This window comes from Adlercreutzia rubneri, assembly GCF_009755265.1.
Lineage (GTDB): Bacteria > Actinomycetota > Coriobacteriia > Coriobacteriales > Eggerthellaceae > Adlercreutzia > Adlercreutzia rubneri.
The window spans coordinates 135,176-161,966 of the sequence record NZ_WPOO01000005.1 but is presented as its reverse complement, the minus strand read 5'-3'; the positions used below and the strand labels follow the sequence as shown (position 1 = coordinate 161,966).

The window sequence follows — 26,791 nt, the reverse complement described above, 5'->3', positions numbered from 1 at the left end:
CGAAGCGTGCCTCGCGGCTTGGTGGAGGCGCGAGATGTGATAAACGAACGGGGCCGGCAATCCTGAGGTTGGGCGCGGTCTCCAATGTGAAAGGCGGCCTTCGTGGCGTTTCTTCTCGGTTGTGAAAAGGTGCGGGTGGAATTCCCCACGAAGACGGTGTTCGAGGGACTGTCCCTCGGGGTGGACGAGGGGGCCCGCATCGGTATTGTGGGCCAGAACGGCGATGGCAAGTCCACGCTTCTGCGAGTGCTCTCCGGCGACGTGGAAGTGGACGACGGCCGCGTCATCCGCACCCGCGGCGTGTCGGTGGGCATGCTCGGCCAGAGCGACGACTTACGCGATGGGGACACCGTTGAACGGGCCGTCGTGGGGGACCGTCCCGAATACGAATGGGCCGGCGACCCTCGGGTTCGCGCCATCATCGCGGGGCTGCTCGAGGATGTGGATTGGAACGCGACAGTGGGCACCCTTTCGGGCGGCCAGCGGCGGCGGGTCGATCTGGCCCGGCTGCTCATCGGTGACTGGGACGTGCTCATGCTGGACGAGCCCACCAACCACCTGGACGTGCGCGCCATCACCTGGCTCGCCGAGCACCTGAAGACTCGCTGGCGCCGCGGGGCAGGGGCGCTGCTCGTGGTGACCCACGACCGTTGGTTTCTCGACGAGGTCTGCGAGGCGATGTGGGAGGTGCACGGCCGCCGTGTCTGGCCCTTCGAGGGAGGCTTTTCCGCTTACATCATGCAGCGGGTGGAACGGGATCGCTTGGAGGCTCTGGCCGAGCAGAAGCGCCAGAACGCCCTGCGCCGCGAGCTGGCGTGGCTATCCCGCGGCGCCCGCGCCCGGGCCACCAAGCCCAAGTTCCACGTGGCCGCCGCCCAGGCGCTCATTGCCGACGTGCCGCCCTTGCGCAACGAGCTGGAGCTCAAGCGCATGGCCATGGCGCGCCTCGGCAAGCAGGTGGTCGATCTGAAAGGCGCATCGCTGCGCTTCGGGAACCGCGTCATCTTGGACGATGTCGACTGGATCATCGGCCCCGGCGATCGCTACGGCATCGTGGGCGCCAACGGCATCGGCAAGACGACGCTTCTGCGCATCATCCAAGGGCTGCAGCCGCTCGATTCCGGGCGCGTGAAAATCGGCCAGACCGTGCGTTTCGCCGTGCTGTCGCAGCATTTGGACGAGCTGCGCAAGCTCGGCGACGACCGCGTGCGCCAGGTGATCTCGCGCTACTCGCGGCGCACGATGCTCGACGGCAAGGAGATGACACCGGGGCAGCTGCTCGAACGGCTCGGGTTCACCAAAGATGACCAGAACGAGCCGGTGTGCGACCTGTCCGGCGGCCAGAAGCGTCGGTTGGCGCTCATGCTCATCTTGCTGGACGAGCCCAACGTGCTCATCTTGGACGAGCCGGGAAACGACTTGGACACCGACATGCTGGCGGCGGTGGAGAGCCTGCTCGATGGCTGGCCCGGCACGCTTCTGCTCGTCACCCACGACCGCTACCTCATGGAGCGCGTGACCGACCACCAGTTCGCGCTCATCGACGGCAAGGTGCGCCACCTGCCCGGCGGCGTCGACGAGTACCTGAAGCTCGCGGAAGAGGCCGACCGCGAGGCGGCGAAAAACACTGAGGGCGGCCGCAGGGGCGGCTCTGGAACTTGTCCTGGAAACGGCATCGCAAACCGTCCTGGTTCCTCCGTCGGGGGCGACCTTGGTCGCCCCTCGTCCGCGGCGTCCAATGATTCCGGGAATGCGGCCGCCCCTTCCACCCCTGCCCTCTCCGGCGGCGAGCAGCGCGCCCTGCGCAAGCTCATGGCTTCCAACGAGAAGAAGATCGAGACCTTAAAGGGCAAGATCGAGAAGAAGCAGCTGGAAATGGCTGCCGCCGACCAGTCCGACTACCTGGTGCTCACCGCCATGCAAGAGGAGATCGCCGACTTCGAGGCTCAGATAGAATCCCTCGAGCTGGAATGGTTCGAAGCCGCCGAGAAACTGGGGGAGTAGTGGCCGCGTACAAGACCATAGCCGCTCCCGCCGAGGCGGAGATCGTCGAGAAGAAGAGCCGCTTCATCGGGCAGATCGCGCCGGTGTCCACCGAGGAAGAGGCGCTCGCGTTCATCGCTGAGGTGAAGGCGGCCCACCGCATGGCGCGCCACAACGTGTATGCCTATGTGCTGCGGGGCGGGCGCGTGCGCTACACCGACGACGGGGAGCCGGCCAAGACGGCGGGCATGCCCACCCTCGAGGCCATTCAGCATGCGGGCTTGGAAGATGTGGCGGTGGTGGTCACCCGCTACTTCGGCGGCATTCTGCTCGGCACCGGCGGCCTGGTGCGCGCTTACACCGACGCCACGAAAGCGGCCATCGAAGCGGCGGACATCGTCACGGTGTCGGTCTGCGTCGACATCGTTCTGGAAGTTCCCTACGGTCTGTACGAGCAGCTGTGCCGGGTGGCCGAGGGCTGCGGCGCGAAGCTTGCCGAGAGCGACTTCGCCGAGAACGTCCTGCTCACCTTCCGCATGCTCGACGGCACCCAGGCCTCCTTCCTGGAAAAGCTCACCGAGCTCACCCGCGGCCAAAGTGAAATCATCGTGACGGAGCCCTTCGACGCGGCGTTCTAAGGGGCGCGCCTGTGCTATAATCGCTCTTGCCTAAAGAAGGGCGCCCCAAACGGAACGCCCTTCGGCGAGGGTGCCTAATCCTCGTCATTTTGCGAGGGGTTCCCGCCGTTATTCGGCGGGTTCTCTCTTATTTGGGCCAAAATGGCCACAATTAAGGAGGCCACCCCAAGCAAGACTTGGACTAAGGCCAGCGTATCGCTCATCTGCATCACCCCCTTTCCTAGCTAGCATCGTGGTGGGGTGAATGCAGAGGGCGTGTGCTCCCTGCGAGGTTGATTATAGCATACAAATGTTCGTAGATTGGTGAGAATTCGACATGTACGGATTGAAGACGGAGAGCTCGTTCGATGCCTCTCATTTTCTGACCGATTACCACGGGAAGTGCGAGAACTTGCACGGGCACCGCTGGCGCGTGGTGGCCTATCTGGAGGTGGAGCACCTGCAGACGGAGGGCACCTGCAAGGACATGGTGGTGGATTTCGGCGAGTTCAAGGCCGAGCTGCGTGCGCTGACCGAGCGGCTCGACCACCATTTCATCGTGGAGGAGGGCTCCCTTGCCCCCGACACCCTGGCGTGCCTCGAGCGTGAGGGCTTCGCCCTGTTCATCGTGCCCTTCCGCACCACGGCGGAAAACTTCGCCAAGTGGTTCTTCGACGCGCTCGCTGAACGCGGGCTGCCCGTGGCTCAGGTGGAGGTCTACGAGACCCCCAACAACTGCGCCTACTACCGGGAGCAGCGATAGCCCATGGTGCCCGAGGAAGAGAACGACGGCCTGCTGGATGCCGAGCGGCATCAGGCGCGCCATACCATCGCTCCCCGTGCTCAGCTGTTCCCCGTGGCGGAGAAGTTCGTGTCCGTGAACGGGGAGGGTCTGGCGGCGGGGCGGCCGGCCGCTTTCATCCGGTTCGCCGGCTGCAACATGTGGTGCACCTACTGCGACACCCGCTGGGCGAACCATCCGCTGGTGGAAGTGGAGGGCTGGAGCGTGCCCGACCTCGCGGCCTGGGTGGCCGAGACCGGCGTGTCGTGCGTGACGCTTACTGGCGGCGAGCCGCTTTTGCAGCCCTACCTGCCCGATTTGGTGCAGACTCTGCTCGCAGTGGACGACCCGCGCCCCTTGCGCGTGGAAATCGAGACCAATGGCTCGCGCGACTTGAGCCCCATGGCGCATCTGCGCGAGGCCTGCGCCGAGGCGGGGCTGCCCGGCAGCCTGCATTTCACGGTGGATTGGAAGACGCCCACGGCCGGCGAGGCGGTGTCCGCCGCCATGCGCCGCGAGAACTATGAGCTGCTGGATATGCGCGATGCCGTGAAGTTCGTCGTGGGCACCGAGGATGATCTGGCCTTCATGGAGCGCTGCGCCGACGAGGTGGGGCTGTGGGATCGCTGCGCGGTGCTGGTGAGCCCGGTATGGGGCGCTATCGAGCCGGCCGAGATCGCCGCTTACCTCATCGAGCACGGCCTCGACCGCGCCCGTTTGCAGTTGCAGCTGCACAAGATCATCTGGCCCGACGAGACGCGCGGGGTCTAAGGATCTGGAAGGATAGGAACCATGACCAAAAACAAAGCTCTGGTGCTGTGCTCCGGCGGCGTCGATTCCACGACGCTTTTGGCCCGGGCTGTGAGCAAGTACGGAGCGGAAAACGTGTATGCGCTCTCTATCAGCTACGGGCAGAAGCACGCCCGCGAGATTGAGGCGGCCCGCACCGTGGCGGCCCATTACGGCGTGCAGCAGCGCTTCCTCGATTTGGGCGCCATCTTCGCCGACAGCGACTGCTCGCTTCTGGATCATTCCGATGCGGCGGTTCCCCAGTCCAGCTACGCCGAGCAGCAGGCCGCTGGCGACGGCGGTCCGGTGAGCACCTACGTTCCCTTCCGCAACGGGCTCTTCCTTTCCTCGGCTGCCTCGATGGCCCTTTCCCTCAGCTGTTCGGTGGTCTATTACGGCGCCCACCACGACGACTGGGCCGGCAATGCCTATCCCGATTGCTCGCTGGAGTTCGTGGAGGCCATGAATCGCGCCATCGTGGAGGGCACCGGCGGCGAGCTTCGCTTGGAAGCCCCGTTCGTCACCTGGTCGAAGGCCGATATCGTGCGCGAGGGGCTGGCCCTCGGCGTGCCCTACGAGCTCACCTGGTCATGCTATGAAGGGGGAGAGGCGCCCTGCGGCCGCTGCGCCACCTGTCTCGACCGCGCCGCCGCCTTCGCCGCCAACGGCGTCGAAGACCCGGCGTTGGGGTAGCGCTTTGCTTGTGGCGATCTGGTTTCTGTGGTAAAGTATGTCTGCCTAAAAAAGGGACGCCCCAACGGAGCGCCCCGTGGTGAGGGTGCCTAGTCCTCACCGTTGTGATTGGAGTTCCCGCCGCTGGTCGGCGGGTTCTCTTTTATCAGAGCCAGAACGGCTACGATAAAGGTGGCAGCTCCAATCAGGACTTGGACTAAGGCCAGCATATCGCTCATCTGCATCACCCCCTTTCCTAGCTAGCATGGTTGCGGGGTGAATGCAGTGGGCTTTGTGCTCCCTGCAATACTCATATTAGCATACATGCGTTCGATATACAAGTATGATGGTAAAGAATATTGGAGTTGCAAGATGAAACCAATGGATATGGCTGAAGCGCTGTTTGGCAGCGATGATGATGCAACGGGGAAGCCCGAGGGGTCGGTGGATACCTCGGCGATGGCTGCCATCGCGGCCCATCTGGCTCGCGAGGATGCTGGTTCTGCGCCGGTCGCCCCTGCCCCTGCCCCCGCGGCTGCCCCGGCCGGGCGCGACGAGGGCGAGACCCGCGCCGGCGGCGTCACCCTGCTCGGCAACCAGCACACCCAGTACCCTACCGACTACGATCCGTCGGTGCTGGAGACCTTCGAGAACAAGCACCCGGGAAACGACTACTTCGTGAAGTTCAACTGCCCTGAGTTCACGAGCCTGTGCCCCATCACCGGCCAGCCAGACTTCGCCACCATCTACATCTCCTACGTGCCCGATGTGCGCATGGTGGAGAGCAAGTCGCTCAAGCTGTACCTGTTCAGCTTCCGCAACCACGGCGACTTCCACGAGGACTGCATGAACATCATCATGAAGGACCTCATCGCGCTCATGGATCCGAAGTACATCGAGGTCTGGGGCAAGTTCACCCCGCGCGGCGGCATCTCCATCGACCCGTACTGCAACTACGGGCGTCCCGGCACTCGCTGGGAGGAAGTGGCCTGGACGCGCCTGTCCCAGCACGACCTATACCCCGAGAAAGTGGACAATCGCTAGGCGCTGTGCGACTCGCTGCCGAGCGTCGATTGACGGCTTGCGATGAGCTGCCCGGGCGGTGCCGTGGGAAATTGCCGCGCCGCCGTCGTGCTGCGGTGACAGAATGCGAGCTTTATGCGAAAATACCTTCCGAACTACGAAAAAGAACGCACGTAAGGTAGCTAGCACATTATGACCGCCCAATTCAGCATCCGGGAGGCCGATCCGCAGATCGTCGCGCGTCTGGCGCACGACCTCGGTCTGCCCCGCTTCATCGCGACGACCCTTGTGGCCCGCGGCATCACCACGGTGCGGGCCGCCAAGCGCTTTTTGAATCCCTCGCTGGACCGCGACTGGCGCAACCCCCTGGAAATCCCGGGGCTGGCGGAAGTGGCCGACGGACTCATCAACGCCATCCGCGAGAAGAAGCGCATCGTCGTGTTCGGCGACTTCGATTTGGACGGCATCTCCGCTACCACCGTGCTCACCCGGGGCCTACGGGCTCTCGGCGCCTGCGCCTTCCCCTTCATTCCCCGTCGCTTCGAGGAGGGCTACGGCATCACCGCCGCCGCCTTCGAGCGCGCCCGGGCCTTAGAGCCGGACGTCATCGTCACCGTGGATTGCGGCATCGCCTGCAAGAGCGAGGTGGCCGACATTTTGAAAGCCGGGGTGGAGGTCTACATCACCGACCACCACGAGGCGGCCGACCTTGTGCCCGAGGGCGTTCCCGTGGCCGATCCGAAGATGGCCGATGATTGCCCCAGCGCTATCCTCGCCGGCGTGGGCGTGGCCTTAAAGCTCGTGCAGGTGCTCGGCAGCCGCCTGGGCTTTCCGCACCTGTGGCGCAGCTACACCGACTTCGCCACCTTGGGCACCGTGGCCGACCTCATGCCCATGCGCGACGAGAACCGGGCCCTTGTGGCCGACGGCCTCACTCGCATGAACACCAATCCGCGCCCCTGCATCGCCGCGCTTCTGGCCACCACGGGTCAGGCCGGCAAACCGCTTTCGGCCACGAACCTGTCGTTCTCCCTCATCCCGCGCCTGAACGCCGCCGGGCGCATGGGCAATGCCGATTTGGCGCTTGATCTGCTCATGTGCGACAACTACGGCGAGTGTTGCGCCATGGCCGAGGCCCTGGAGGACGTGAACAACCAGCGGCGCGCCATCGAGGCGGAGTTGTCGGACATCGCGAAGGAGCAGGCCGGCAGGATCTACCACGGCCAGCGGGCGCTTGTCGTGGCCGGCGAGGGCTGGCACGAGGGCGTGAAGGGTATCGTGGCTTCCCGCCTCGTGAACACCTACGGGGTGCCGGCGCTCCTGTTCACCATCGACGGCGACGAGGCCCGCGGCTCGGGGCGCTCCGTGGGCAACGTGAATCTCTTCGAGGCGGTGGAGTCGATCTCGTATCTCACGAAGCGCTTCGGGGGCCATGGGGCGGCCGTGGGCGTCACCATCCCCACCAAAAATTTGAAGGCCTTCGCTCAGCGCCTCGACGCCTATATGCAGAAGCTGCCGGAGGCGGCCTTCCATCCGCTGACCGAGGTGGACGCGCTCGTGAGCCTGGACGAGCTGACGCTCGAATCCGTGGCGCTCGTGGAGCGGCTCGCCCCCTTCGGCCAGGAGAACCCCCAGCCCACCTTCCTCGCGCGGAACGTGACGCTCGTGAACACCCGGGCCGTGGGCCAGACCAAGGACCATTTCGCCTGCACGCTCACCAACGGGCGCGCATCGGTGGCCGGCATCATGTTCCACTGCGCGGCCATCGACGCGCTGCTCGTGAACGACGCGGTGGTGGACGCCGCCTTCACGGTGCAGATCGACGAATGGCGCGGCCGCCGCTCGGTGAAGGCCATGCTGGAAACCGTGGCCCCGGCGCGCAGCTGCTGCGCTTTGGAGGCCTGTCTCGACCCGGACGCCGTGTCGTTCACCGCCGATCTGTTCGCCGAGGCGGAAGGGGAACCCGACCTTGCGGCCGCCGACGAGGCGCCCGAGCCGGCGCTGCCCGACTTGGCCCCCCGCCGCGCCCAGTGGGAGGAGACGGCCCGGCGCGATCCGAACGGCTTGGAGGCGGCCATTGTGAAGGCCATCATCGGCGACCGCCCGCTGCATCCGGCCCAGCGAGAGATTCTCGATCGGCTGCGGGCGGGGAAGTCCACCTTCGCCGTCATGGCCACGGGACGCGGCAAGTCGCTGTGCTTCCAAACCTATGCCGCCTTCCGCGCGCTGACCGACCATGCCGTGAGCCTGTTCATCTACCCCTTGCGGGCGCTCATCGCCGACCAGGTGTTCCACCTGCGGGCGAGCCTCGAGCGCTTCGGCATCGTGAGCGCCGTCATCACCGGCGAGTCGACGCCCGAGGAGCGCGCGGCGGTGTACGCGGGGTTGGCCGACGGGAGCCTCGATATCGTGCTCACCACGCCGGAGTACCTCATGTTCCACACCGACGAGCTGGCGGCCTCGGGGCGCGTCGGGTTCGTCGTCGTGGACGAAGCGCACCACATCGGCCAGGCCAAGGCCGGCCAACGCGTGGCCTACACCCAGCTCGACCGGGCGCTGACCCGGCTCGGAGACCCCGTGGTGCTCGCGGTGACCGCCACGGCCAACGACGCCGTGGCCGACGACATCGATGCGGTACTGCCCATTCAGGACTCGGTCATCGACGAGACGGCTCGCGACAACCTGTACCTGGACGACCAGCGAAACATCCCGCACCGCGAAGACTATTTGGCCTCCCTGGTGGCCACGGGCGAGAAGACCGTCATCTATGTGAACTCCCGCGAGCATTCCGTGGCGCTCGCGCGCATGCTGCGCCGGCGGGTGCCGCAGCTCGCCTGCATGATCGGCTTCTACAACGCGGGGCTCTCCCGCGACGAGCGCAAGCGCATCGAGGAGCTGTTCCGTCGCGACGACTTGAAGGTGCTCGTGGCCACCTCGGCCTTCGGGGAAGGGGTCGATATCCCCAACATCCGGCACGTGGTGCTGTATCATCTGCCCTTCAGCGACGTGGAGTTCAACCAGATGAGCGGCCGGGCCGGGCGCGATGGGAAGCCGGCGTGGGTGCATCTGCTCTACGGGCGCGGGGACGCCTCCATCAACGAACGCATCTTGGCCGACGCGACGCCGGACCACGATGTGATGGCCCAGGTGTACCGCAAGCTGCGCTCGCTGCAGCGCAATACCCCCGACGACTACTTTTGCGTGGCCGACGCCGATCTGGCCGAGGCCGCTTCCGACGCCTTCCGCGCCGTGAGCCCCACCTCCGCCGCCTGCGGCTTGGCCGTGTTCCGCGAGCTCGGGCTCATCGAGACGCGCACCGTCTACGAGGGCGGCCGCCCGCATCTGTGGGTGCGGGTGCGCGAGGGGGCGTCGAAGGTGGAGCTCACCGATTCGGTGCGCTACCGCGAGGGCATCGACGAGCGCACGCTGTTCGGCGGCTTCTGCCGCTGGGCGCTGGGCACCGACGGGCCGACGCTCACGGTGCGCCTTTCCCATCCCATCATGCCGAAAAACCGGCCGGGCCAGGGACATTAACCAGTAACGATCCGCGGATACGTCCGCGTTAAGGAGAAGGGAGGCGCCCGTGAGCGTCGAGAGAGACGATTCCGTCCGCGCCGCGGCCGATGCCGTCAGCGCCGGGAAGGCCACCAAGGAGACGGTGGACGCGCTTTTGGGCCGTCCGCATCCCACGGCCGATTCGGCCATCGAGCGCGGGCCCGCCACGCCCGAGGACCGCTTCGCCGAACTCGCGCGCCTGACGAGCGCGTACATGGACGCGCCGGAGGAGGCCATGCTGCGCCGTGCCTTCGAGTTTGCCCGCGCCGCTCACGCGGGCCAGTGCCGCAAGTCCGGCGAGCCGTTCATCATCCATCCCATCGAGGTGGGCATCATCCTGGCCGATCTGCGCATGGACGCCGAGACCATCACGGCGGCGCTGCTCCACGACACCGTGGAGGACACGAAGGTGACCGCCGAGGAAGTGGAGCGCACCTTCAACCCGCAGGTGCGGGCGCTGGTGGAAGGCGTCACCAAGATCACCCGCATCGAGGTGGAATCCCTCACCGACGAGCAAGCGGCCACGATCCGCAAGATGTTCGTGGCCATGTCCAAGGACATCCGCGTCATCGTCATCAAGCTGGCCGACCGCCTGCACAACATGCGCACACTGGCGGCCCTGCGCGAGGACCGGCGCATCTTCAAGTCCCGCGAGACGCTGGAGATCTACGCCCCCATCGCCCATCGCCTCGGCATCAATTCCATCAAGTGGGAGCTGGAGGACCTCTCCTTCTTCTACCTGGAGCCCAACAAGTACAAGCAGGTCTCCCGCATGGTGACCGAGTCCCGCGCCGAGCGCGAGAAGTACCTGGCCGACGTCATCGCCGTGCTCCACGAGGAGATGGGGAAGGTGGGGATTTCGGCCCAGATCATGGGGCGTCCGAAGCATCTGTACTCCATCTACCAGAAGATGACGAAGAAGGGTAAGGGCTTCTCGGAGATTTACGACCTCATCGCCGTGCGCATCATCACCAGCTCGGTGAAGGACTGCTACTCGGCCCTGGGCGCGGTGCACACCTTGTGGCACCCCATGCCCGGCCGCTTCAAAGACTACATCGCCATGCCGAAGTTCAACATGTACCAGTCGCTGCACACGACGGTCATGGGGCCAGCGGGGCGTCCCTTGGAGGTGCAGATCCGCACCGAGGAGATGCACCGCAACTCCGAGTACGGCGTGGCGGCCCACTGGCGCTACAAGGAGACCGGCGCCTCGCGCCCCGGCGCCGCCGACAACCTGGACGCCCAGCTGGCGTGGCTGCGCCAGATGGTGGACTGGCAGGACGAGACCGAGGACTCCCGCGAGTTCTTGAAGTCGCTTAAGATGGACCTCGACGACACGGAGGTCTTCGTGTTCACGCCCAAGGGCGAGGTCATGAGCCTGCGCGCCGGCTCCACGCCGGTGGACTTCGCCTACGCCATCCATACCGAGGTGGGCAACCACTGCGTGGGCGCCAAGGTGAACGGCTCCATTGTGCCGCTGTCCTATCAGCTGCAGGTGGGCGACCGCGTGGAGGTGCTCACCCAGAAGAGCGCGAGCCCCTCCCGCGACTGGCTGAACATCGTGAAGACGCCCTCGGCCCGCAGCAAGATCCGTTCCTACTTCTCGAAGATCACCCGTTCCGACGACATGCAGATGGGCCGCGACATGCTCGTGCGCGAGATGCGCAAGCACGGACTGGGCCTGTCGAGCGCCCAGTCGATGCGGGCGCTGAAGCTGGTGGCCGAGGCGCTCGGCTTCAAAGACCCCGACGAGATGTACGTGCACATCGGCACGGGCAAGGAGAAGGCCCAGCACGTCACAAACCGCCTGCTGAAGATCCTGGTGGACAAGGGCAACGAAGAGGCGGAGAAGCCCACGGTGGGAACGTCGGCCTCGTCCACGGGCATCATGGCTCCGATGCTCACGAGCGTGAAGCGCCCGAAGAAGCACGAGACCCACTCGTCCCAGGGCATCGTGGTGAAGGGCGTCGACGACGTGCTCGTGCGCCTGTCGCGCTGCTGCAACCCCGTGCCCGGCGACGATATCTTGGGGTTTGTGACTCGCGGCCGCGGCGTGTCGGTGCACCGGGCCGACTGCCCCAACGCGCTCGACTTGAAGCGGCATCCCGAGCGCATCATCGAGGTGGAATGGGAGGGCACGCCCACGGCGGCCACCTACCAGGTGGAAATCTACATCGAGGCGCTCGATCGCATGAACCTGCTTCTGGACGTGACGCGCGTCATTTCCGAGATGGGGGCCAACGTGCTGTCCTGCAACACTACCACCCACCGCGACGGCATGGTGGAGATGCGCTTCCTCTTCCAGCTGTCCGATCTGGCGGTTATCGAGCGGATGACAAAGCGCCTGTCCGCCATCGACGGCGTCTTCGACGCCCGTAGAATGATGCCCCAAGGATCAAGCAAGAAAGGTTGAGATGTGGGGAGACGTCGGGTGCCTTGACCGAGTGAGTTCCGCAGATGGTACCGAAGGCGCAGCGAGAAGGGGAGAAGTAAGCCCTGACGCCTTCGATACCAGCGAGGACTGTTTGAGCGAATCAAGGTACCCGGCGCCTCCCCTTCCAGTTGCTTTCAATATAGTATTCAAGAAAGGTTGAGCTATGGCGACGGATTTGTATGAGATCAGCGGATTGTGCGTCGATGTCGAGTATATGGTCATGGGCGTGCTCGCCAACAACGTGTACATCGTATCCGACGGCGAGGGCACCATGGTGGTGGATCCGAGCTGCTCGGCCGACAAGATTCTCGCGGCTTTGGGCGACCGCAAACTGGATGCCATCGTGCTCACCCATTCCCACTTCGACCATACCGGCGCCGCCGCCGAGCTGCGTAAGGCCACGGGCGCGCCCGTCATCGCTTCGGCCGTAGACGCGCCGCTCATCGAGGAGCCCCGCGACGAGGACCTTTCCACCCGCGGCGTGCCGTGCCCGGTGGATCGCACGGTCTCTCACGGCGATGTCGTGGAAGTGGGGAACATGAAATGGAAGGTCATCGCAACCCCGGGCCACACCCCTGGCTCCATCTGCCTGTTCAACATTCCGCAGTTCGGCAACCATCCCAAGGGGCTGCCGGTGCTCATCTCCGGTGACACGCTGTTCGCCGGCACCATCGGGCGCACCGACTTCGAGGGCGGTTCCATGGCTGACATGCGCGCTTCCCTGAAGAAGCTCGCGGCCCTGCCCGACGATACGGCGGTTCTTCCCGGCCACAACAACCTCACCACCATCGGCGCCGAGCGCCGCCGCGTTTTCGCCCTCTACGGCGACCCGGAATAGGGCAGACTCCACCCTCGGAGCCGTTCCCAAAGGAGATCCCCCCGGAAGATGTTGCCAGGAGGTATTTTCAGGGAGGATTTGCAGGGGGGAAATTTGTAGGGGCGGGCTTCAGGCCGCCCGCGAGCCACGGGCGGGACGCAGGACCTTGGGGCATTGCCGTAGGGGCGGGCTTCAGCCCGCCCGTAAGCCATGGGCCGTCGCGGGCTCGGGCGGGTTCGGGCGGACTCGGGCGGGCTGAAGCCCGCCCCTAGGTACGGCTACCCCTACGTACGGCCGCCCTCCGTACGGCGTCGTGATCTGCGAGATGCGGCGGCTGCTTCCTCTCTCGGGCCTCCGGGGGCCCTGGGTTCCGAAACAGGGCGCAATTTCCCGATTTCCACCTTTCCGCGCCCGGAATCTGCCCCGGTTTCCGTTTTTCCACCGCGCAACGGGCCCGTAAACGTGGAGAACCGGAAATCGGGGCAGATTTTCGCCAAAGGAAGCTTCTTCCACGGAAAAGCGCCCCGCCGGGAGGGGCGGAGCGCATGGGGGAGGGGTACGTTTTTCGCAGGGCGCGATCCGATATCCTGAGGGAGTCGGACCCCGCCCTTTTTTGCGAGGGTGAGGTGGGCTAGGCGGAAACAGCCACCACGTCGGCTTCGGTGATGGGGGCCATGGCCTCCAGCTTGCCGCCCGTGGCCGCCTGGATACCGCAGATGCGGCCGCTCATGATGCAGTGGCCCGCGGACATGCCGGCCTGGTACATCGACCAGTCGGGGGCGCCGCACAGCTGGCCGGCGCCGAAGCCGGTGATCCACAGGTTCGGGATGACCGAGCCGTCGGTGCGGGTGGCCTGGTAGTTCTCGTTCACCGTGGCACCGGCGCACAGAGCCGACACGCGCACGTGCTTGTGAATGCCCCAGAACGGCGCTTTCTCGATCTTCTTCAGGTACTTCACCTGCTTGCCGAAGTCGGCGTCGAAGCCCGCATCGCACATCTCGTTGTAGCGCTCGACGGAGGCCTTCAGCGCGTCAGCCGGAATGCCCAGCTTGCCGGCCAGCTCGTCCAGCGTGTCGCAGCAGTAGGTGTCGATGAGGCCCTCGATGACGGCGTTGCCGCTTTCGGGCGAGCGGTCCATTTCCACGTCGGGCATGTACTTCTGCATGTTCTCCGGCTCGGTGGGTTTGCCGCCCCACTCGGTGACCTGGGCCACATAGTCGTTGTCGAAGATTTGAGAGTACCAGCCGGGCTTGGGCTGGTTGCGCAGCACGCAGTTGATCTCCTCGAACACGCAGTCCTCGTTCATGAAGCGCTCGCCGTTCTCGTTCACAGTCAGGAAGGGCTCGTCGAACATGGGGCCCGAGTCGAAGTCGTGCATCATGTGGGTGTGGCCCACGGGCACGAATCCGCCGCCGATGGCCATGGCCATCAGGATGCCGTCGCCGGTCTTACCGCTCTGCTTGCGGTCGAAGTCCTTCACGTCGGGGCAGTAGCGCTCCACCAGGCTCTGGTTGTTCTGGTAGTCGCCGGTGGACACGACCACGCCCTTGGTGGCGTTGAACTTGATGTAGTCGTTGCCGCTCTTGCCGATGACGCCGGTGACGGCGCCCGATTCGTCGGTGATCAGCTGCACGCCGGGGGTGGAGAAGAAGAACTCCACGCCGCGCTCGGCAGCCAGATCGGACAGGTGCTCGATCATGGTGCCGTTGTTGTAGGGTTTGGGACCGAACATGATGGAGCGGCGGGCGCACTTCGAGCCGTCCTCGTACTCGGCTACGGCCGTGGGGCGCACGGTGTAGGGCGGGAAGCCCGCTTCGGCGGTGCGCACCTGGGTCCAGCGGATGGCCTCGCCGGAGTACTTGGCGTAGGTCTCGGCCAGCTTGCGATCGGCACGCCAGCCGCAGTCCTCCAAAAAGCCCTGGATGTAGTTCATGACGCCCTGCTCGTCACTCTCGTCCAGCAGCACGCCGGAGCAGGTGCCGCCCTGGGAGATGGGCTTGCTCTCCTTCTGCAGCACGGCCACGGTGGCACCCTCCTCCAGGGCCGACAGGGCTGCGGGCACGCCGCCGGTGCCGGCGCCCACGACAACGACGTCGTAGGTCTTCTCATCGGCGAACTCGGTGATGGGGGCGAGCTCCACCGGCGACTCCTTGAAGTCGCTCTCCTGCAGGCCTGCGGGGTACTCGATGCCGCCCGTCTCGGCGGTCTGGGGGTTGTCGGCGCTCGGGGCGCAGCCGGCAAGGCCGGCACCGGCGGCGCTGACGGCTCCCACAGCCAGAGCGCCCTTCAAAAAGTCTCGACGGTTCAGTTCCACGACTCCCTCTCCTTTCAAACTATGCGGTCGTGAGGCGCATCGCATCACCGAGCGACCTTCTCGGGCACCGGGCGGTTGATGCGCCCTTCCAACGTAGCCGACTGCCACCCTGAAGCGCCTACCACAAACGGTATGAAGTAGGGGAAATCGCCTAGACTCATACTGTTTTTCTGATATAACGAGGCGGGAGGAACTTTATCGATGACATCTACTTGCTCGCGCGCGTTCTCTTGGAGGGGAACGCCCCTAGCCGTGTTGGGCGTGGCGTGCGCCCTCATGGTATTGGAAATCCAGCGCATGCCCGTGGCCCACGTGGTCAGCTTCTCTATGTTCGCGCCATTGCCCTATGCAGCCGAGGCGGCGCTCATTGCCGGCTTGGGGTGGCGTGCCGCCCGCGGCCGCCCGGCACTGGGCGCCTCGTCGGCGGTGCGGATCGTTGTGGCGGTACTGGCGGCGGTGTCGGCTTGGCTCGTGCTGGAGGGGAGCTCCTTCTCGTCGCCGACGATGCTCGCCATTCGCGTGGTGTACCGGATGGCCACGGGGCTTTTGGTGGTGCTGTGGAGCGAGCGGCTGCTGCCTTTGGGCGCCCGTCGCGCCGCCGTGGTGATAGCGGCGGCCTGCGCGGTATCGGGCGTGGCCACGCTGGTCTTGGCTGCCGTGCCGACTGCTTTCGCCTCGCCGGTGCTCGTGGCGGTGGCCGTTGCGGGCGGGACTGCTTTTGTGGCCTTTCGCCCTATCGATGCTCCGCCGCGCCGCGCATCCCTTGCCGTGGCGCTGCCCGCGTTCTCGTGCCGCACGCGGCGCGATTGGGTGGCGGCCGTGGGGCTGTTGTGCATACCGTTGCTTTCACGGGGCACCACTACCTCGACTCTTCAGGCGTGGATGCCGTTGCAGCAGGCCGGTGCGGGCCTTGCCATGCAGGCGGCCATTGGCTGCGGCATCCTGCTGGGAGCCGCCGTTATCGCGCTGATCGTCCGGTTCGCGTGGAATCGGGCGTTCGTCCTCGTCTTCGACCTGGTTGTGGTGCCGGTGTCGTTTCTGTCGCTATACACGGCTCAGATGGTCAGCGATTTGTGGCCCCTGCATTTCATGATCGTCGACTCCACCTACAAAGTAGTGCTGTTCTATGTGATGATGGCGCCCTTCCTGTTTCCGACGCGCAAGGAAGGAACGGTGTCCCCGGCGCCGGCCTATGGGGTGTTCGCGTTCATGATCGGCGCGCGGGCGGTGTTCATCGCCCTGCAAGACGTGCTGGCGCCGTCGCCCTATGCGGCCCTCTGCGTGGTGATCGTGGTGGCGTCGTTCGTCGGCACGGGCGTGCTCGCGCTGCTGATGGTGCTTCGCGAGGGGACCGCCGCCCAGCGTTCCCGACCAACGGAGGCGCCGGCTGCTCTTCCCGATACCGAGGCCGCGTGCGCGGTATTGGCCGATCGCTTCGAATTGACCCCGCGTGAGCGCGAGATATTCGCGTTGCTGGCCCGCAATTATCGAGCTCCCTACATCGCCGAGAAGTTGGTAGTCAGCCAGTCGACGGTGAAGACCCACATGCGCAACTTGTATGCGAAGCTGGGCGTTCATTCCCAAGCGGAATTGCTGCTGTTGGTCGATTGCGAAGCCGAGGCGGAGACGCTCTCGTAGAGGGGCGGTCGGCCAGCGGATCGTCTTCTCCCAGGCGTCTTCCGCATACGGTCGCCTCCCGTAGGGGCCCTGGGACATTGCCGTAGGGGCGGGCTTCAGCCCGCCCGCAAGCCATGGGCCGTCGCGGGCTCGGGCGGGCTGAAGCCCGCCCCTACGGAGGAACCTCCACCCCGAGCTGCGGGGATGTCCGGCTTGCCTCCTCGCTCGGGCGTTTCGGAGGCGGTGGCGAATTCTTACGCTATCAAAAAAACATGGGGGTCTGTGCCGCTGACGGAGCGACATAGGGTAAACTTTATCTACTGCGCTTTTTACGGCGCGTGATCGTCAGTTGGAAGGAACTTCGTGACCATCGAGTGGACCTTTTTCCTCTCCGAGCTTATGCAGAACCCCATCCTTCTGGTGGTGACCCTGCTTAATATCGGCGTTATCATCGTGAACGGCGCGACGGACGCGCCCAATGCCATCGCCACGGCGGTCTCTACCCGGGCCATGAAGCCGCGCCACGCCATCATCATGGCGGCGGTGTTCAACTTCCTGGGGCTTTTGCTTGTGTCGCTGGTCTCCACGGCGGTGGCCCATACCATCTTCTCCATGGTGGATTTCGGCGGCAACTCCCATCAGGCCCTGACGGCGCTCATGGCGGCGATGGTCGCCATTATCGTCTGGGGCGCGGCGGCCTGGTGGTTCGGCATCCCCACGTCTCAGTCCCATTCGCTCATTGCCGGCCTTACCGGCGCGGCCATTGCCGTCCAGGGAGGTCTTGACGCCATCAACGGGGCCGAGTGGATGAAGGTCATCTACGGCATTTTGCTCTCGACGCTGCTCGGCTTCGGACTGGGCTGGCTCAACTACAAGCTCATCGGGCGTTTGTGCCGCCATGTGAACCGCCAGAAGGCGAACTCGTTCTTCAAGTGGGCGCAGATCTGCTCCGGTGCCGGCGTGGCCTTCATGCACGGCGCCCAGGACGGCCAGAAGTTCATGTCCATCTTCATGCTGGCCATCATGATGACCGCCGGCATGGGTATGGATCTGTCGGGCGTGGCCATGCCCATGTGGCTCATGATCTTCTGCGCCTTCAATATGGGCTTCGGCACCGCGGTGGGCGGCGAGCGCATCATCAAGTCCGTCGGCATGGACATGGTGAAGCTCGAGTCGTTCCAGGGCTTCGCCGCCAGTCTCTCCACCTTCGTGAGCCTCATGCTCGCCACCTTCGGCGGCTTACCGGTCTCCACGACGCACACCAACACGACGGCCATCATGGGCGTGGGGGCGGCCAAGAACCCCAAGTCCGTGAAGTGGTCCATCGCTATCGACATGGTGAAGACCTGGGTGCTCACCTTCCCCGGATGCGGCATCCTGGGCTTCGCCTGCGCCAAATTGTTCCTTATGATCCTGTAACGCGAGAAGGGAATTCCAGTGGCCAAGAAACACAAGTACGATTACTTCGACGCTTACGAAGAGCTGTCCGATTTGGCCGTGCAAGAGGCGAGCGTTCTTTTGCGCGCCATGGAGAACTTCACCGACGCGGCGGCCTTGCGCGAGGTGCTCGACGAGGCCCACGAGATCGAGCATGCGGGCGACATGATCAACCACGACATCTACAAGCATGTCGGTGGCGATTTCATGCCGCCGTTCGACCGCGAGGACATCGTGGCCTTGGCCGGCGCGCTGGACGAGATCCTCGACGAGATCGAGGACGTGCTGCAGTACTTCTACATGTTCGACATCCATCAGATTCCCGAGGACGCGCTGCGCTTCGCCACGCTCATCCGCAAGTCGTGCAAGGCTGTGGATGCCGCCATGGAGGACTTCCGCAACTTCAAGAAGTCGAAGAACTTCAAGCAGCTCGTCATTCAGGTGTCCGACAACGAGGAGGAGGCCGATGGCCTGTACGTGGAGGTCATCCGCAACTTGCATGTGAACCACGCCGACGAGCCTATGCACGTGCTGAAGTGGTCGCGCCTGTACGCTTTCATGGAGAGCTGCTGCGATGCCTGCGAGCACACCGCCGATCTTATGAGCACTATCTTGCTGAAGAACATGTAAGGTCGGGGTCGGGCAATCGGTATACCTCCGTAGGGGCGGCGCTTGCGCCGCCCTTTCTGCATTGGCAGATGTTCGGGCTTGGGAGGGCCGACCAAGGTCGGCCCCTACGGGGGGCGGTCGGGGCGGCCCCTGCGGGGGATGGCAGATGTTCGGGTTTAGCGGCGTTTCTTTAGGTCGCGGGGGGGTTGTGCTGGGGCTTCTTCGGGTCGGGGGTTTGCGGTTCGAAGGGGTCGAAGGCCGGCTCGTCGTCGGCTTTTCGTGCCGCATCCGCGTCGGCGCCTTCCACGCCTTCCTTTTTCTCGCTTCCCGCATCTTCTGTGTCCTGGGCATCCGCGGCAGAATCCTTCACCGCTGCTTGCGGGCCGGTGCGACGGGGCTCGTGCTCCAGGCCGATGATGCGATAGAGCTCGTCGCGGTCGACGAACAGGCGATCGGAGGGATCGGGGGCCGGCTCTGCGACGTGCTCGTCCTCGTCGGCCAAGGGCACCACCAGTTTGTCCATGAGCACAGTGGGTTGGAAGTGCTCGCCGTCGTCGTCCATCCAACGGCCGCTCAGACGGTCGTAAAGCTTCTTGCCCTTCCTCTTGAAGCGGTCGAACTTGGTCGTGCCCTGGCGTTCGCGGGCCGTCTTGCCCATGGGCACGTGCACCTTGCGCGCGATGAAGCGCATCGGCCGCGCCACGCTTTCCACCACGGTGTCCGAGTAGTCGCGGGGCGGCTTGGTGCGCCAGCCCATGATGAGGGACAGGTAGCGCAGGACCATGATGAGGCCGGCGCACAGGATGCCCGCCGTGTCGGGCAGGATGCCGTTGGCCTTCAGCGGGCAGTAGACCATGCAGCCGATAAGGGCCGCGCTGCCGTAAATGGGGCCGGTTTGGAAGGCGACGGGCGGACGGTTCATGAGCACGTCGCGGGAGATGCCCCCGCCGATGGAGGTGATGGTGCCGAGCACTACTGAGGGGATGACGGTAAGGCCCGCCGAGAGGCTCTTCGACGCGCCGATGATGGCCCACAGGGCTACCGAGATGTTGTCCAGGAGGTCGACGATGGGGTCCAGGTAGGTGGCCAGCTTGCCGAAGTAGAACACTGCCACGCCGGCAAGGGCGCAGGACAGGAGAAACCAAGGGCTTTGGAAGGCGTACAGGCCGTAGTTCTGGAGCAGGATGTCGCGGATGATGCCGCCGCCCATGCCGGTGATGCAGGCGATGGCCACGGTGCCGAAGATGTCGTAGCGGGCGCGCACGGCGGACATGCCGCCGGACAGGCCGCCGGTCACGGTAGCGGCGAACTCGAACCAGAAGGGGAGGTCGAAGGCGGTCTCGAGGGTCATGGCGTTCCTACCGATTCCGCACGTCGGGGACGTCGTCGCCGGCCGCGGCGTCTTCCACAGCCACGACGAGGGCCACCACGGGCTCGCCGTAGAAGTTCACATCGGCGGTGAGGCGGTGGGAAGCGGCCAGATCGAAGTCGTCGGCGTCCATGACTTTAATGGCGCTCAGGGCGCCTGCGCGCGCCTGGTCGTACAGATCCCAGAAGCTGGCGCGGCTGACGGCCTCGGTGGCCGGATGGCGCCAGGGAGCGCGCTCGCCGTTGGCGAAGGCGGAAGTGGCGCGCTCGGCGGCCCGGTGGCTCATGGCCCCGGTCATGGCGTGGGGGCGCACGAGGCGCTCGGCAGCGGAAAGCACGGCGCGCTTGGCGCCGGTGGGGGAGTAGAGGGCCCGCTGGGCCGCGCGCTCGGCTCGCACGGCGCTTTTGAACATGGTTTTGGGCATCGTGAGGCCGAAGGCGTCGTCGACGGCTCCGGCGTACAGGCGGCCCACGGTATCCAACATGCTGTCGCGTCCGCGCAACACCGAGGTGGCGGGGTGGTAGGTGGCCACGGTCTCGCCGCGCTTGGCCGTCAGCACAAGCTCGTCCAGCTCGGTCTCGATAACGGCGTGCACCTCGTGGGCGTCCTCGGCCGTAAGGCCTTCCACGCCAGCGCCGCACAAGGCATCGACCTGGCTAATGATGAGCGGATGCACCATGCTGTCCAGCAGGTAATGGCATACGTAGCCCAGCGCGTAGGCGCGTCCGATGGAGCGCTCCTGCGCCGGCAGCTCGCGCACAGCGCTCTTCAGGGCCACGAGGAATTCCGCCGGGCGCGCCCGATGCAGCGTCGAGGCCAGCTTTCCCACGCGGCGGTAGCGCGGATCGGGCGCGACGAAGAACAAAGGATCGGGGCCCTGGTTGCCCAAAAGGAAGGCCTCGGCCGCATCGCGGGAACCTCCGATGGTATCGAAGGTCTTGCCGTACACGTCTTTCCCGAACAGGTCGTGCGTGATGATGGCCGGCATGGCTTCTCCTCTCCGATGGCGTTGCCCGATGTTGAATGCAAAGCGATCATGATAGGTACACAGGCCATCATAAACAATGGTGCGGCCGCCAGCGGACGGTGGGTGTCGTCCGTCGGAAAACCGACATACTAGGTAGACGGAGCAGACGGTGCTCCTTTGGCGAGCTGGCCGGCGTCACCTGGCGGGGTGGCCGGGGGTGCCTCGGCGGGGTGGTCGGCATCCCCGGGGCCGGATGGCCGCTCGCCGCCCGTGGCCGCTGATGGCATTCCGACCGAAGATGCGCCCGTACGGGCTGCGCTCGCCCTCATTGACCTTGCAACTTTGCTATAGTGGTGCCCACTTGCATTTTCGACTAGTTCCGTATCGAAGGAGAGCAAGCGCAATGGCTCTGATCGTCGCGAAATTCGGGGGCACGTCGGTTGCCTCCCCCGAGCGCATCAAAAACGTCGCCAAGCGCCTGGTAGGCATGCGCCAGCGCGGGGACGAGGTGGTGGCCGTGGTGTCTGCCATGGGCAAGACCACCGACGAGCTCATGGGGCTCGCCTCCGCCATCACGACGGCGCCGCCGGCCCGCGAGCTGGATCGGCTGCTGTCCACCGGCGAGCAGGTTTCCATGACGCTTCTGGCCATGGCCATCGAGGCTTTGGGCTACAAGTCCATCAGCTTCACCGGCCGCCAGGCGGGCATCGAGACCAACGGCACGCACAACAAGGCGCGCATCGTGAAGGTGCACAACGAGCGCATCTTAGACGCGCTGGACGATGGCGCCATTCCCGTGGTCGCCGGATTCCAGGGCATCGACGCCAACGGCGACATCACCACGCTCGGTCGCGGCGGGTCGGACACGACGGCGGTGGCCATCGCCTGGGGCATTAATGCCGACGTCTGCGAGATCTACTCCGATGTGGACGGCGTCTACACCACCGACCCGCGCATCGCGCCCCGGGCCCGCAAGCTCGATTCCATCTGTTACGACGACATGCTGGAGCTCTCCAGCGCCGGCTCGGGTGTGCTGCAGAGCCGCGCGGTGGAGTTCGCCCGCAAATGGAAAGTGGTCATCCATTCCCGCTCCGCGTTCTCGGAGGCCGAGGGAACCTATGTCAAGGAGGAGTACGAAATGGAAGAAGCCGTCATTACCGGCATCGCCAGCGACACGTCGGAAGTGAAGGTGACCATCCGCCAGGTGCCCGATGCGCCGAACGTGGCCGCTCGCGTGTTCGGGGCGCTGGCCGCTGCCAACGTGAACCTGGACATGATCATCCAGAACGTGTCCGAGGCCGGCTTCACCGACATCTCCTTCACGACTCCCGGGGCCGATCTGCCCCGCGCCAAGGAGACCATGGAGCGCATCGTGCCGGAGATCGGCGCCCGCGAGTTCATCGTCGACGAGGACATCGCGAAGGTGTCGCTCGTGGGCACGGGCATGAAGTCCTCGCCGGGCGTGGCCTCGCGCACGTTCCAGACCCTGGGCGACAACAACATCAACATCGTGGCCATCTCCACGTCGCCCATTCGCCTGTCCATGATCGTGGACGCGGCCCAGGCCGTGCAGGCCGTCCAATGCCTGCACACCGCCTTCGGCCTCGACTCCGACGACGTGTTCGTGGAAACCCAACTGTCAGCGGAAGAGATCGCCGCGAAGATGAAGAAAGGGCGTTGATGTTCCGCCGCTGACTTCCTTGGGCGAACCTGCTATTAGCTTATCTCGTAGGGGGCGACCTTGGTCGCCCCTCCCGACCAGGTGAGATATTCGCACCGCAAAACCCCGTAGGGGGCGACCTTGGTCGCCCCTCCCGGCTCAGTAAGATACCCATTCAAGAAGAGAAAGAGAACCAACATGACGTGGACGAAGGAAATGCCGGCAAACCCCGTGGTGGCCGTGGCGGGAGCGACGGGCGCGGTGGGGCAGGAGTTTTTGCGCGTGCTGCACGACGTGGACTTTCCCGCGTCCGAGGTGCGGGCTTTGGCGAGCGCGCGCTCGGCGGGTAAGAAGGTGCCCTTCGACGGCTGCGGCCAGGTGCCGGCTGGCGAGCTTGTGGTGCAGGAGATGACGCCGGAGTCCTTCGAGGGCGTCGATATCGCGCTGTTCTCCGCCGGCGCGGGCGTTTCCAAGGCCATGCGCGAGGCGGTCACGGCCGCCGGCGCCGTCATGATCGACAACTCCAGCGCCTTCCGCATGGATGAGGACGTGCCGCTGGTGGTGCCGGAGGTGAACCCCCAGGACGTGGCGTGGCATTCCGGCGTCATCGCGAACCCGAACTGCTCCACCATTCAGATGGTCGTCGCGCTGAAGCCGCTCTACGATCTGTCGCCCATCAAGCGCGTCGTGGTGTCCACCTACCAGGCCGCCTCCGGCGCCGGCGCGCCCGCTATGGCCGAGCTGTACGACCAGACCCGCGCCTTCCTGGACGGCACCCCCGAGGACGAGCTGGAGATCTCCGCCTTCGCCCACCGCATCGCCTTCAACACCATCCCGCACATCGACGTTTTCCTGGACGACGGCTCCACCAAAGAGGAGTGGAAGATGGTCGTCGAGACCAAGAAGATCATGGGAGATGAGAACATCGAGGTGGCGGCCACCTGCGTGCGCGTGCCGGTGCTGCGCTGCCACGGCGAGTCCATCAACGTGGAGTTCGCCGACGAGGTGACCGTGGAAGCGGCCCGCGCGGCGCTCGAGGAGGCCCCGGGCGTGGAGGTCATGGACGACCCGGAGCAGAAGTGCTATCCCATGCCGGGCCTGCTCGCCGGCACCGACGGCACTTTCGTCGGCCGCCTGCGCAAGGATCCGACGGTGCCCCACGGCATCGCCTTCTGGGACGTGGCCGACCAGATCCGCAAGGGCGCGGCCTTGAACGCCGTGCAGATCGCCCAACTGCTTCTGCCGTAGAACAAGCGTCATCCTGAGCGAGCGAAGCAAGTCGAAGGATCCCCGACGGAGCCCCACCTGGGGCTCCGTTTTCTATGGTTGGTACACGGCGCGGACGAGGTATTCCACGTTGCCTTCGGGGCCGGTGATGGGGGACTCGACCACGCCGGTTGCGGCGAACCCGGCGGCGGCGAGGGCGACCTTCACCTCTTCCACGGTGCGCAGCCGTACGGCCTCGTCGCGGACGACGCCGCGGTCGGTCTCGTCGTGGGCCGACTCGAACTGCGGCTTCACCAGGCCGATGAAGATGGTGCCCGGTCGGCTGAAGCGGGGGAAGAGGGGGGCGAGCGCCGCCAGGCCGATGAAGGACACGTCGATGACGATGAGGTCGAAGGGGGCGCCGAGGGCGGCCGGGTCGGCGTCCTTGATGTTGGTGCGCTCGAAGACGGCTACCCGCGCATCTTGGCGGATCTTCCAGGCGAGCTGGCCGTAGTTCACATCGAGCGCCGCCACGCGCGCGGCGCCGGCCTGCAGCAGGCAGTCGGTGAAGCCGCCGGTGGACGAGCCGATGTCCAGGCAGTTCATACCGTCGACGCGCTGCCTGAAGGCGTCCAGCGCCCCCTGGAGCTTCTTGCCGCCGCGGGAGACGAACTGCTTGCGTCCGCGAATGAAAATGTCGGCTGCGGGCGATACCTTGATCGCGGCACTCGTGGCGTAGACGTCGTCCACGCGCACCTCGCGCGCCATGACGGCCCGCAGCGCGGCCGCGCGGTCGGGAAAGTCCCCCCGCTCTACCAGCAGGTCGTCCAGGCGTATTTTCTTGAGCTTTGCGTTCATGGCGACCATTATACGCGAGGTCGGCGCCCTTCGTTCGCGCTCTCTAGGGCATTAGCAGCTCGCGGCTTGTGGAGGCGATGCGCTCCGCAAGGTTTGCGCGGTCGATGCCCTTCAGCTGCGCGATGCCGGAAAGGGCGTTGTCCAGCTCGGCGCGCCAGACCTCGGCCGGCAGCTTGTCGCCAGCGCGTGCGGGCATGTCGGTCTCCAGGAGCAGCTGGCTCACGGGAATCTGCCGCGCGTACTCGCGCCCGCGCCGCGAGGCCAGCATGCGCGGCCCCACGGAGAAGAAACAGCCGAGCTTGATGGCCCGATGCAAGTCATCGGAGGCGCCCGAGAACCAGTGGAAGATCACCTGGTGGCGCGCGAGGGTTCCAGCCGCTTCGAGCAGATTGAGCGCCGTGGCGGCGGCATTGACGGCATGAATTGAGATGAGCTTCGAAGCGAGGTCGCCCGCCGCCGAGGGCGCTACGGGCTGATCGCAAGCAGCGAGAATGCGCGCGAAGGCGCCCGTCTGCCGGACGCGGCTCTCTTCCGTATCGCGCGGCCCCGCGAAGTCGAGCCCGATCTCGCCGATGAAGCGCGTCGCGCGCGCCAGCTCGCAGAACCGATCCAGCTCCACCTCGCCCACGCGCCCATCGGCGATCCACCACGGATGCGCCCCCAGCCCGAGGGCCACATTGGGCGCGTCGGCCAGGATGGGGAGGAGCCGCTCGTACTCGTCGGGTGCCACCGTGCAGGAAAATGCGCCAATGCCCGCAGCCGCGCCCTCTTGCGCCGTTGCGATAGGGGAGGGGGCGAACCCCATGTGGCAGTGCATGTCGTAGAGCTGATTCATGGGCCAAAGCTTAGCATTCTGTCGTATTGCTGTGAAGGGTGCTGCACTCTGCGGCCATGCGTCCTACAATCATGATCCGCACATGCACGAACTCGATTTGAAGGAAGCGATCACGTTCTCATGGCGGAGTTGCTCGAAGCGGTCATGCTCATTTGTTTTGGTCTGTCCTGGCCCCTCAACGCGTACAAGAACTACAAGGCCGGCACGGCCGTTGGCACCAGCTGGCAGTTCATCGCCCTCATCACCGCCGGCTACTTCGCCGGCATCGCGGCGAAGTTCGTTTCGGGGAATTTGAACTGGGTACTCGCCGTTTACTTCATCAACGTCATCTGCATTGCCGCCAACTGGCTCGTCTACTTCCGCAACCGCCGCCTCGACGCCCGCCGCTGTTCCGAGCTGGTCGTAGAGGAAGAGACCCTCGTCGTGGCATAATGGTCTCATGTCCACCATCGCGAACATAATTTGGATCATTTTCGGCGGACTGTTCACGGCGATTTGGTGGTGTCTGGCGGGGCTGTTGTTCTATATCACCATCATCGGCATTCCGCTGGGGCGGCAGTGCTTCAAGATGGCATCGCTGACGCTGGCGCCCTTCGGCAAGACCATCGTTTACGGCGGAGGTGCGCCGTCGCTCATAGCCAACATCTTCTGGTTGATTTTGGCCGGGTTGCCCATGGCCTTTTCCTATGCGTGCCTAGGCGTGGCCTACTGCATCACCGTGATCGGCATCCCCGTAGGCCTGCAGTGCTTCAAAATGGCGAAGCTCTCCCTGCTGCCGTTCGGCGCGAAGGTGGTGTGAGGCTACGCCGCTTCCGGGTTCTCGTTGGCGCCGAGGTCTTCGGGGACGGTCTGCTCCTCGAACTCGGTTTGCTGCACCTTCTCGGCCTGAGTGGGGTTCATCCAGTCGCCGGCGGCGGCGAACGCGATGCAGAGCCCTATGATGGCCACGACGGCGACGATGATCCAGATGAGCCCGGGGTGCTTGCGGGTGTTCGCCTTCGGGCCTCCGCGATCCACCTCGAACTCCTGCATGGCCGGAAACTCCGGGTCGCTCGCGGAGGATTCCAGGACGTCGGGCTCTTCCGCGGCCAAGGGGTCGCGCTCGGCGAAGGTCTCGGGGTGCTTATGCGATTTCTCGTGCTCGTTGTGCTTGTGCTCGCCCATGGCTGCTCCTCTCGTCGGCGCCTGCGCCGCTGTGTGCGTTCGCGTGTTTCTGTCGTGGGTTGCCGCGGCTTCTCCTCCCGCGGC

22 protein-coding genes are annotated in these 26,791 nt (G+C 65.3%); 16 read left to right on the top strand and 6 right to left on the bottom strand.

Annotation, left to right across the window (positions count from 1 at the left end; genetic code table 11):
* The first annotated feature begins 102 nt into the window (after nucleotides 1-102).
* The 9 genes from GO707_RS04835 to GO707_RS04795 all read left to right on the top strand — a co-directional run bounded on the left by GO707_RS04835 (nucleotide 103) and on the right by GO707_RS04795 (nucleotide 12,692).
* Complete coding sequence (locus GO707_RS04835; RefSeq protein WP_302385057.1) at nucleotides 103-2,004, top strand: ABC-F family ATP-binding cassette domain-containing protein; 1,902 nt, start codon at nucleotides 103-105, stop codon at nucleotides 2,002-2,004.
* Nucleotides 2,004-2,621 (top strand): YigZ family protein, encoded by a 618-nt coding sequence (locus tag GO707_RS04830; protein ID WP_114540585.1) that lies wholly within the window; start codon nucleotides 2,004-2,006, stop codon nucleotides 2,619-2,621. Before GO707_RS04835 ends, GO707_RS04830 begins: the two co-directional genes overlap by 1 nt.
* A gap of 316 nt (nucleotides 2,622-2,937) precedes the next feature.
* Complete coding sequence (locus GO707_RS04825; RefSeq protein WP_157012336.1) at nucleotides 2,938-3,363, top strand: 6-pyruvoyl trahydropterin synthase family protein; 426 nt, start codon at nucleotides 2,938-2,940, stop codon at nucleotides 3,361-3,363.
* A 3-nt stretch (nucleotides 3,364-3,366) separates the two neighbouring features.
* Complete coding sequence (locus GO707_RS04820) at nucleotides 3,367-4,152, top strand: radical SAM protein (RefSeq protein ID WP_157012334.1); 786 nt, start codon at nucleotides 3,367-3,369, stop codon at nucleotides 4,150-4,152.
* Between the two features lie 21 nt (nucleotides 4,153-4,173).
* Nucleotides 4,174-4,863: a 7-cyano-7-deazaguanine synthase QueC gene (gene queC, locus GO707_RS04815; RefSeq protein ID WP_157012332.1), complete on the top strand. Its 690-nt coding sequence runs from the start codon at nucleotides 4,174-4,176 to the stop codon at nucleotides 4,861-4,863.
* Between the two features lie 351 nt (nucleotides 4,864-5,214).
* The gene (gene queF / locus GO707_RS04810; RefSeq protein ID WP_269747971.1) at nucleotides 5,215-5,886 is read left to right on the top strand and encodes a preQ(1) synthase; all 672 of its coding nucleotides are present in this window, start codon (nucleotides 5,215-5,217) and stop codon (nucleotides 5,884-5,886) included.
* Nucleotides 5,887-6,057: 171 nt separating this feature from the next.
* Nucleotides 6,058-9,399: a single-stranded-DNA-specific exonuclease RecJ gene (gene recJ / locus GO707_RS04805; protein ID WP_157012330.1), complete on the top strand. Its 3,342-nt coding sequence runs from the start codon at nucleotides 6,058-6,060 to the stop codon at nucleotides 9,397-9,399.
* 49 nt (nucleotides 9,400-9,448) lie between these two features.
* A complete protein-coding gene (locus tag GO707_RS04800; RefSeq protein WP_114540590.1) occupies nucleotides 9,449-11,833 on the top strand; it encodes a RelA/SpoT family protein in 2,385 nt (794 codons plus the stop codon).
* 184 nt (nucleotides 11,834-12,017) lie between these two features.
* The gene (locus GO707_RS04795) at nucleotides 12,018-12,692 is read left to right on the top strand and encodes an MBL fold metallo-hydrolase (protein WP_157012328.1); all 675 of its coding nucleotides are present in this window, start codon (nucleotides 12,018-12,020) and stop codon (nucleotides 12,690-12,692) included.
* A gap of 610 nt (nucleotides 12,693-13,302) precedes the next feature.
* On the opposite strand, the gene GO707_RS04790 is transcribed toward GO707_RS04795, so the two are convergent.
* Nucleotides 13,303-14,985, bottom strand: coding sequence for an FAD-dependent oxidoreductase (locus GO707_RS04790; protein WP_335878760.1), 1,683 nt, complete (start codon nucleotides 14,983-14,985; stop codon nucleotides 13,303-13,305).
* Nucleotides 14,986-15,186: 201 nt separating this feature from the next.
* Between GO707_RS04790 and GO707_RS04785 the strand changes: the two genes are divergently transcribed.
* The 3 genes from GO707_RS04785 (at nucleotide 15,187) to GO707_RS04775 (ending at nucleotide 18,669) form a co-directional block, all read left to right on the top strand.
* Nucleotides 15,187-16,623 carry a response regulator transcription factor gene (locus GO707_RS04785; protein WP_157012326.1) on the top strand — a complete coding sequence of 479 codons (1,437 nt, stop codon included), beginning with the start codon at nucleotides 15,187-15,189 and terminating at the stop codon, nucleotides 16,621-16,623.
* A 342-nt stretch (nucleotides 16,624-16,965) separates the two neighbouring features.
* Entirely contained in the window at nucleotides 16,966-18,021 is a 1,056-nt protein-coding gene (locus GO707_RS04780) for an inorganic phosphate transporter (RefSeq protein WP_335878759.1), read from the top strand.
* An 18-nt stretch (nucleotides 18,022-18,039) separates the two neighbouring features.
* Nucleotides 18,040-18,669 (top strand): DUF47 domain-containing protein, encoded by a 630-nt coding sequence (locus GO707_RS04775; RefSeq protein ID WP_335878758.1) that lies wholly within the window; start codon nucleotides 18,040-18,042, stop codon nucleotides 18,667-18,669.
* Between the two features lie 169 nt (nucleotides 18,670-18,838).
* Here the strand turns inward: GO707_RS04775 and GO707_RS04770 are convergent, their stop codons facing one another.
* Nucleotides 18,839-19,999, bottom strand: coding sequence for a trimeric intracellular cation channel family protein (locus GO707_RS04770; protein WP_157012324.1), 1,161 nt, complete (start codon nucleotides 19,997-19,999; stop codon nucleotides 18,839-18,841).
* Nucleotides 20,000-20,006: 7 nt separating this feature from the next.
* Nucleotides 20,007-21,005: a zinc dependent phospholipase C family protein gene (locus GO707_RS04765; protein WP_157012322.1), complete on the bottom strand. Its 999-nt coding sequence runs from the start codon at nucleotides 21,003-21,005 to the stop codon at nucleotides 20,007-20,009.
* A 382-nt stretch (nucleotides 21,006-21,387) separates the two neighbouring features.
* Here GO707_RS04765 and GO707_RS04760 point away from each other — a divergent pair, with 382 nt between their 5' ends.
* Nucleotides 21,388-22,665, top strand: a complete 1,278-nt coding sequence (locus GO707_RS04760) for an aspartate kinase (protein ID WP_022740370.1) — start codon at nucleotides 21,388-21,390, stop codon at nucleotides 22,663-22,665.
* A gap of 177 nt (nucleotides 22,666-22,842) precedes the next feature.
* Entirely contained in the window at nucleotides 22,843-23,892 is a 1,050-nt protein-coding gene (locus GO707_RS04755; protein WP_157012320.1) for an aspartate-semialdehyde dehydrogenase, read from the top strand.
* A 72-nt stretch (nucleotides 23,893-23,964) separates the two neighbouring features.
* On the opposite strand, the gene GO707_RS04750 is transcribed toward GO707_RS04755, so the two are convergent.
* Both GO707_RS04750 and GO707_RS04745 read right to left on the bottom strand, forming a co-directional pair.
* Nucleotides 23,965-24,708, bottom strand: coding sequence for a TlyA family RNA methyltransferase (locus GO707_RS04750; RefSeq protein WP_157012318.1), 744 nt, complete (start codon nucleotides 24,706-24,708; stop codon nucleotides 23,965-23,967).
* A gap of 43 nt (nucleotides 24,709-24,751) precedes the next feature.
* Nucleotides 24,752-25,543, bottom strand: a complete 792-nt coding sequence (locus GO707_RS04745; protein WP_157012316.1) for a TatD family hydrolase — start codon at nucleotides 25,541-25,543, stop codon at nucleotides 24,752-24,754.
* 120 nt (nucleotides 25,544-25,663) lie between these two features.
* Here GO707_RS04745 and GO707_RS04740 point away from each other — a divergent pair, with 120 nt between their 5' ends.
* Nucleotides 25,664-25,975, top strand: coding sequence for a hypothetical protein (locus tag GO707_RS04740; protein ID WP_157012314.1), 312 nt, complete (start codon nucleotides 25,664-25,666; stop codon nucleotides 25,973-25,975).
* A gap of 7 nt (nucleotides 25,976-25,982) precedes the next feature.
* Complete coding sequence (locus GO707_RS04735; protein WP_157012312.1) at nucleotides 25,983-26,342, top strand: YccF domain-containing protein; 360 nt, start codon at nucleotides 25,983-25,985, stop codon at nucleotides 26,340-26,342.
* A 2-nt stretch (nucleotides 26,343-26,344) separates the two neighbouring features.
* Here GO707_RS04735 and GO707_RS04730 read toward each other — a convergent pair whose 3' ends face one another.
* Nucleotides 26,345-26,707 (bottom strand): hypothetical protein, encoded by a 363-nt coding sequence (locus GO707_RS04730; protein WP_157012310.1) that lies wholly within the window; start codon nucleotides 26,705-26,707, stop codon nucleotides 26,345-26,347.
* Nucleotides 26,708-26,791 lie beyond the last annotated feature (84 nt).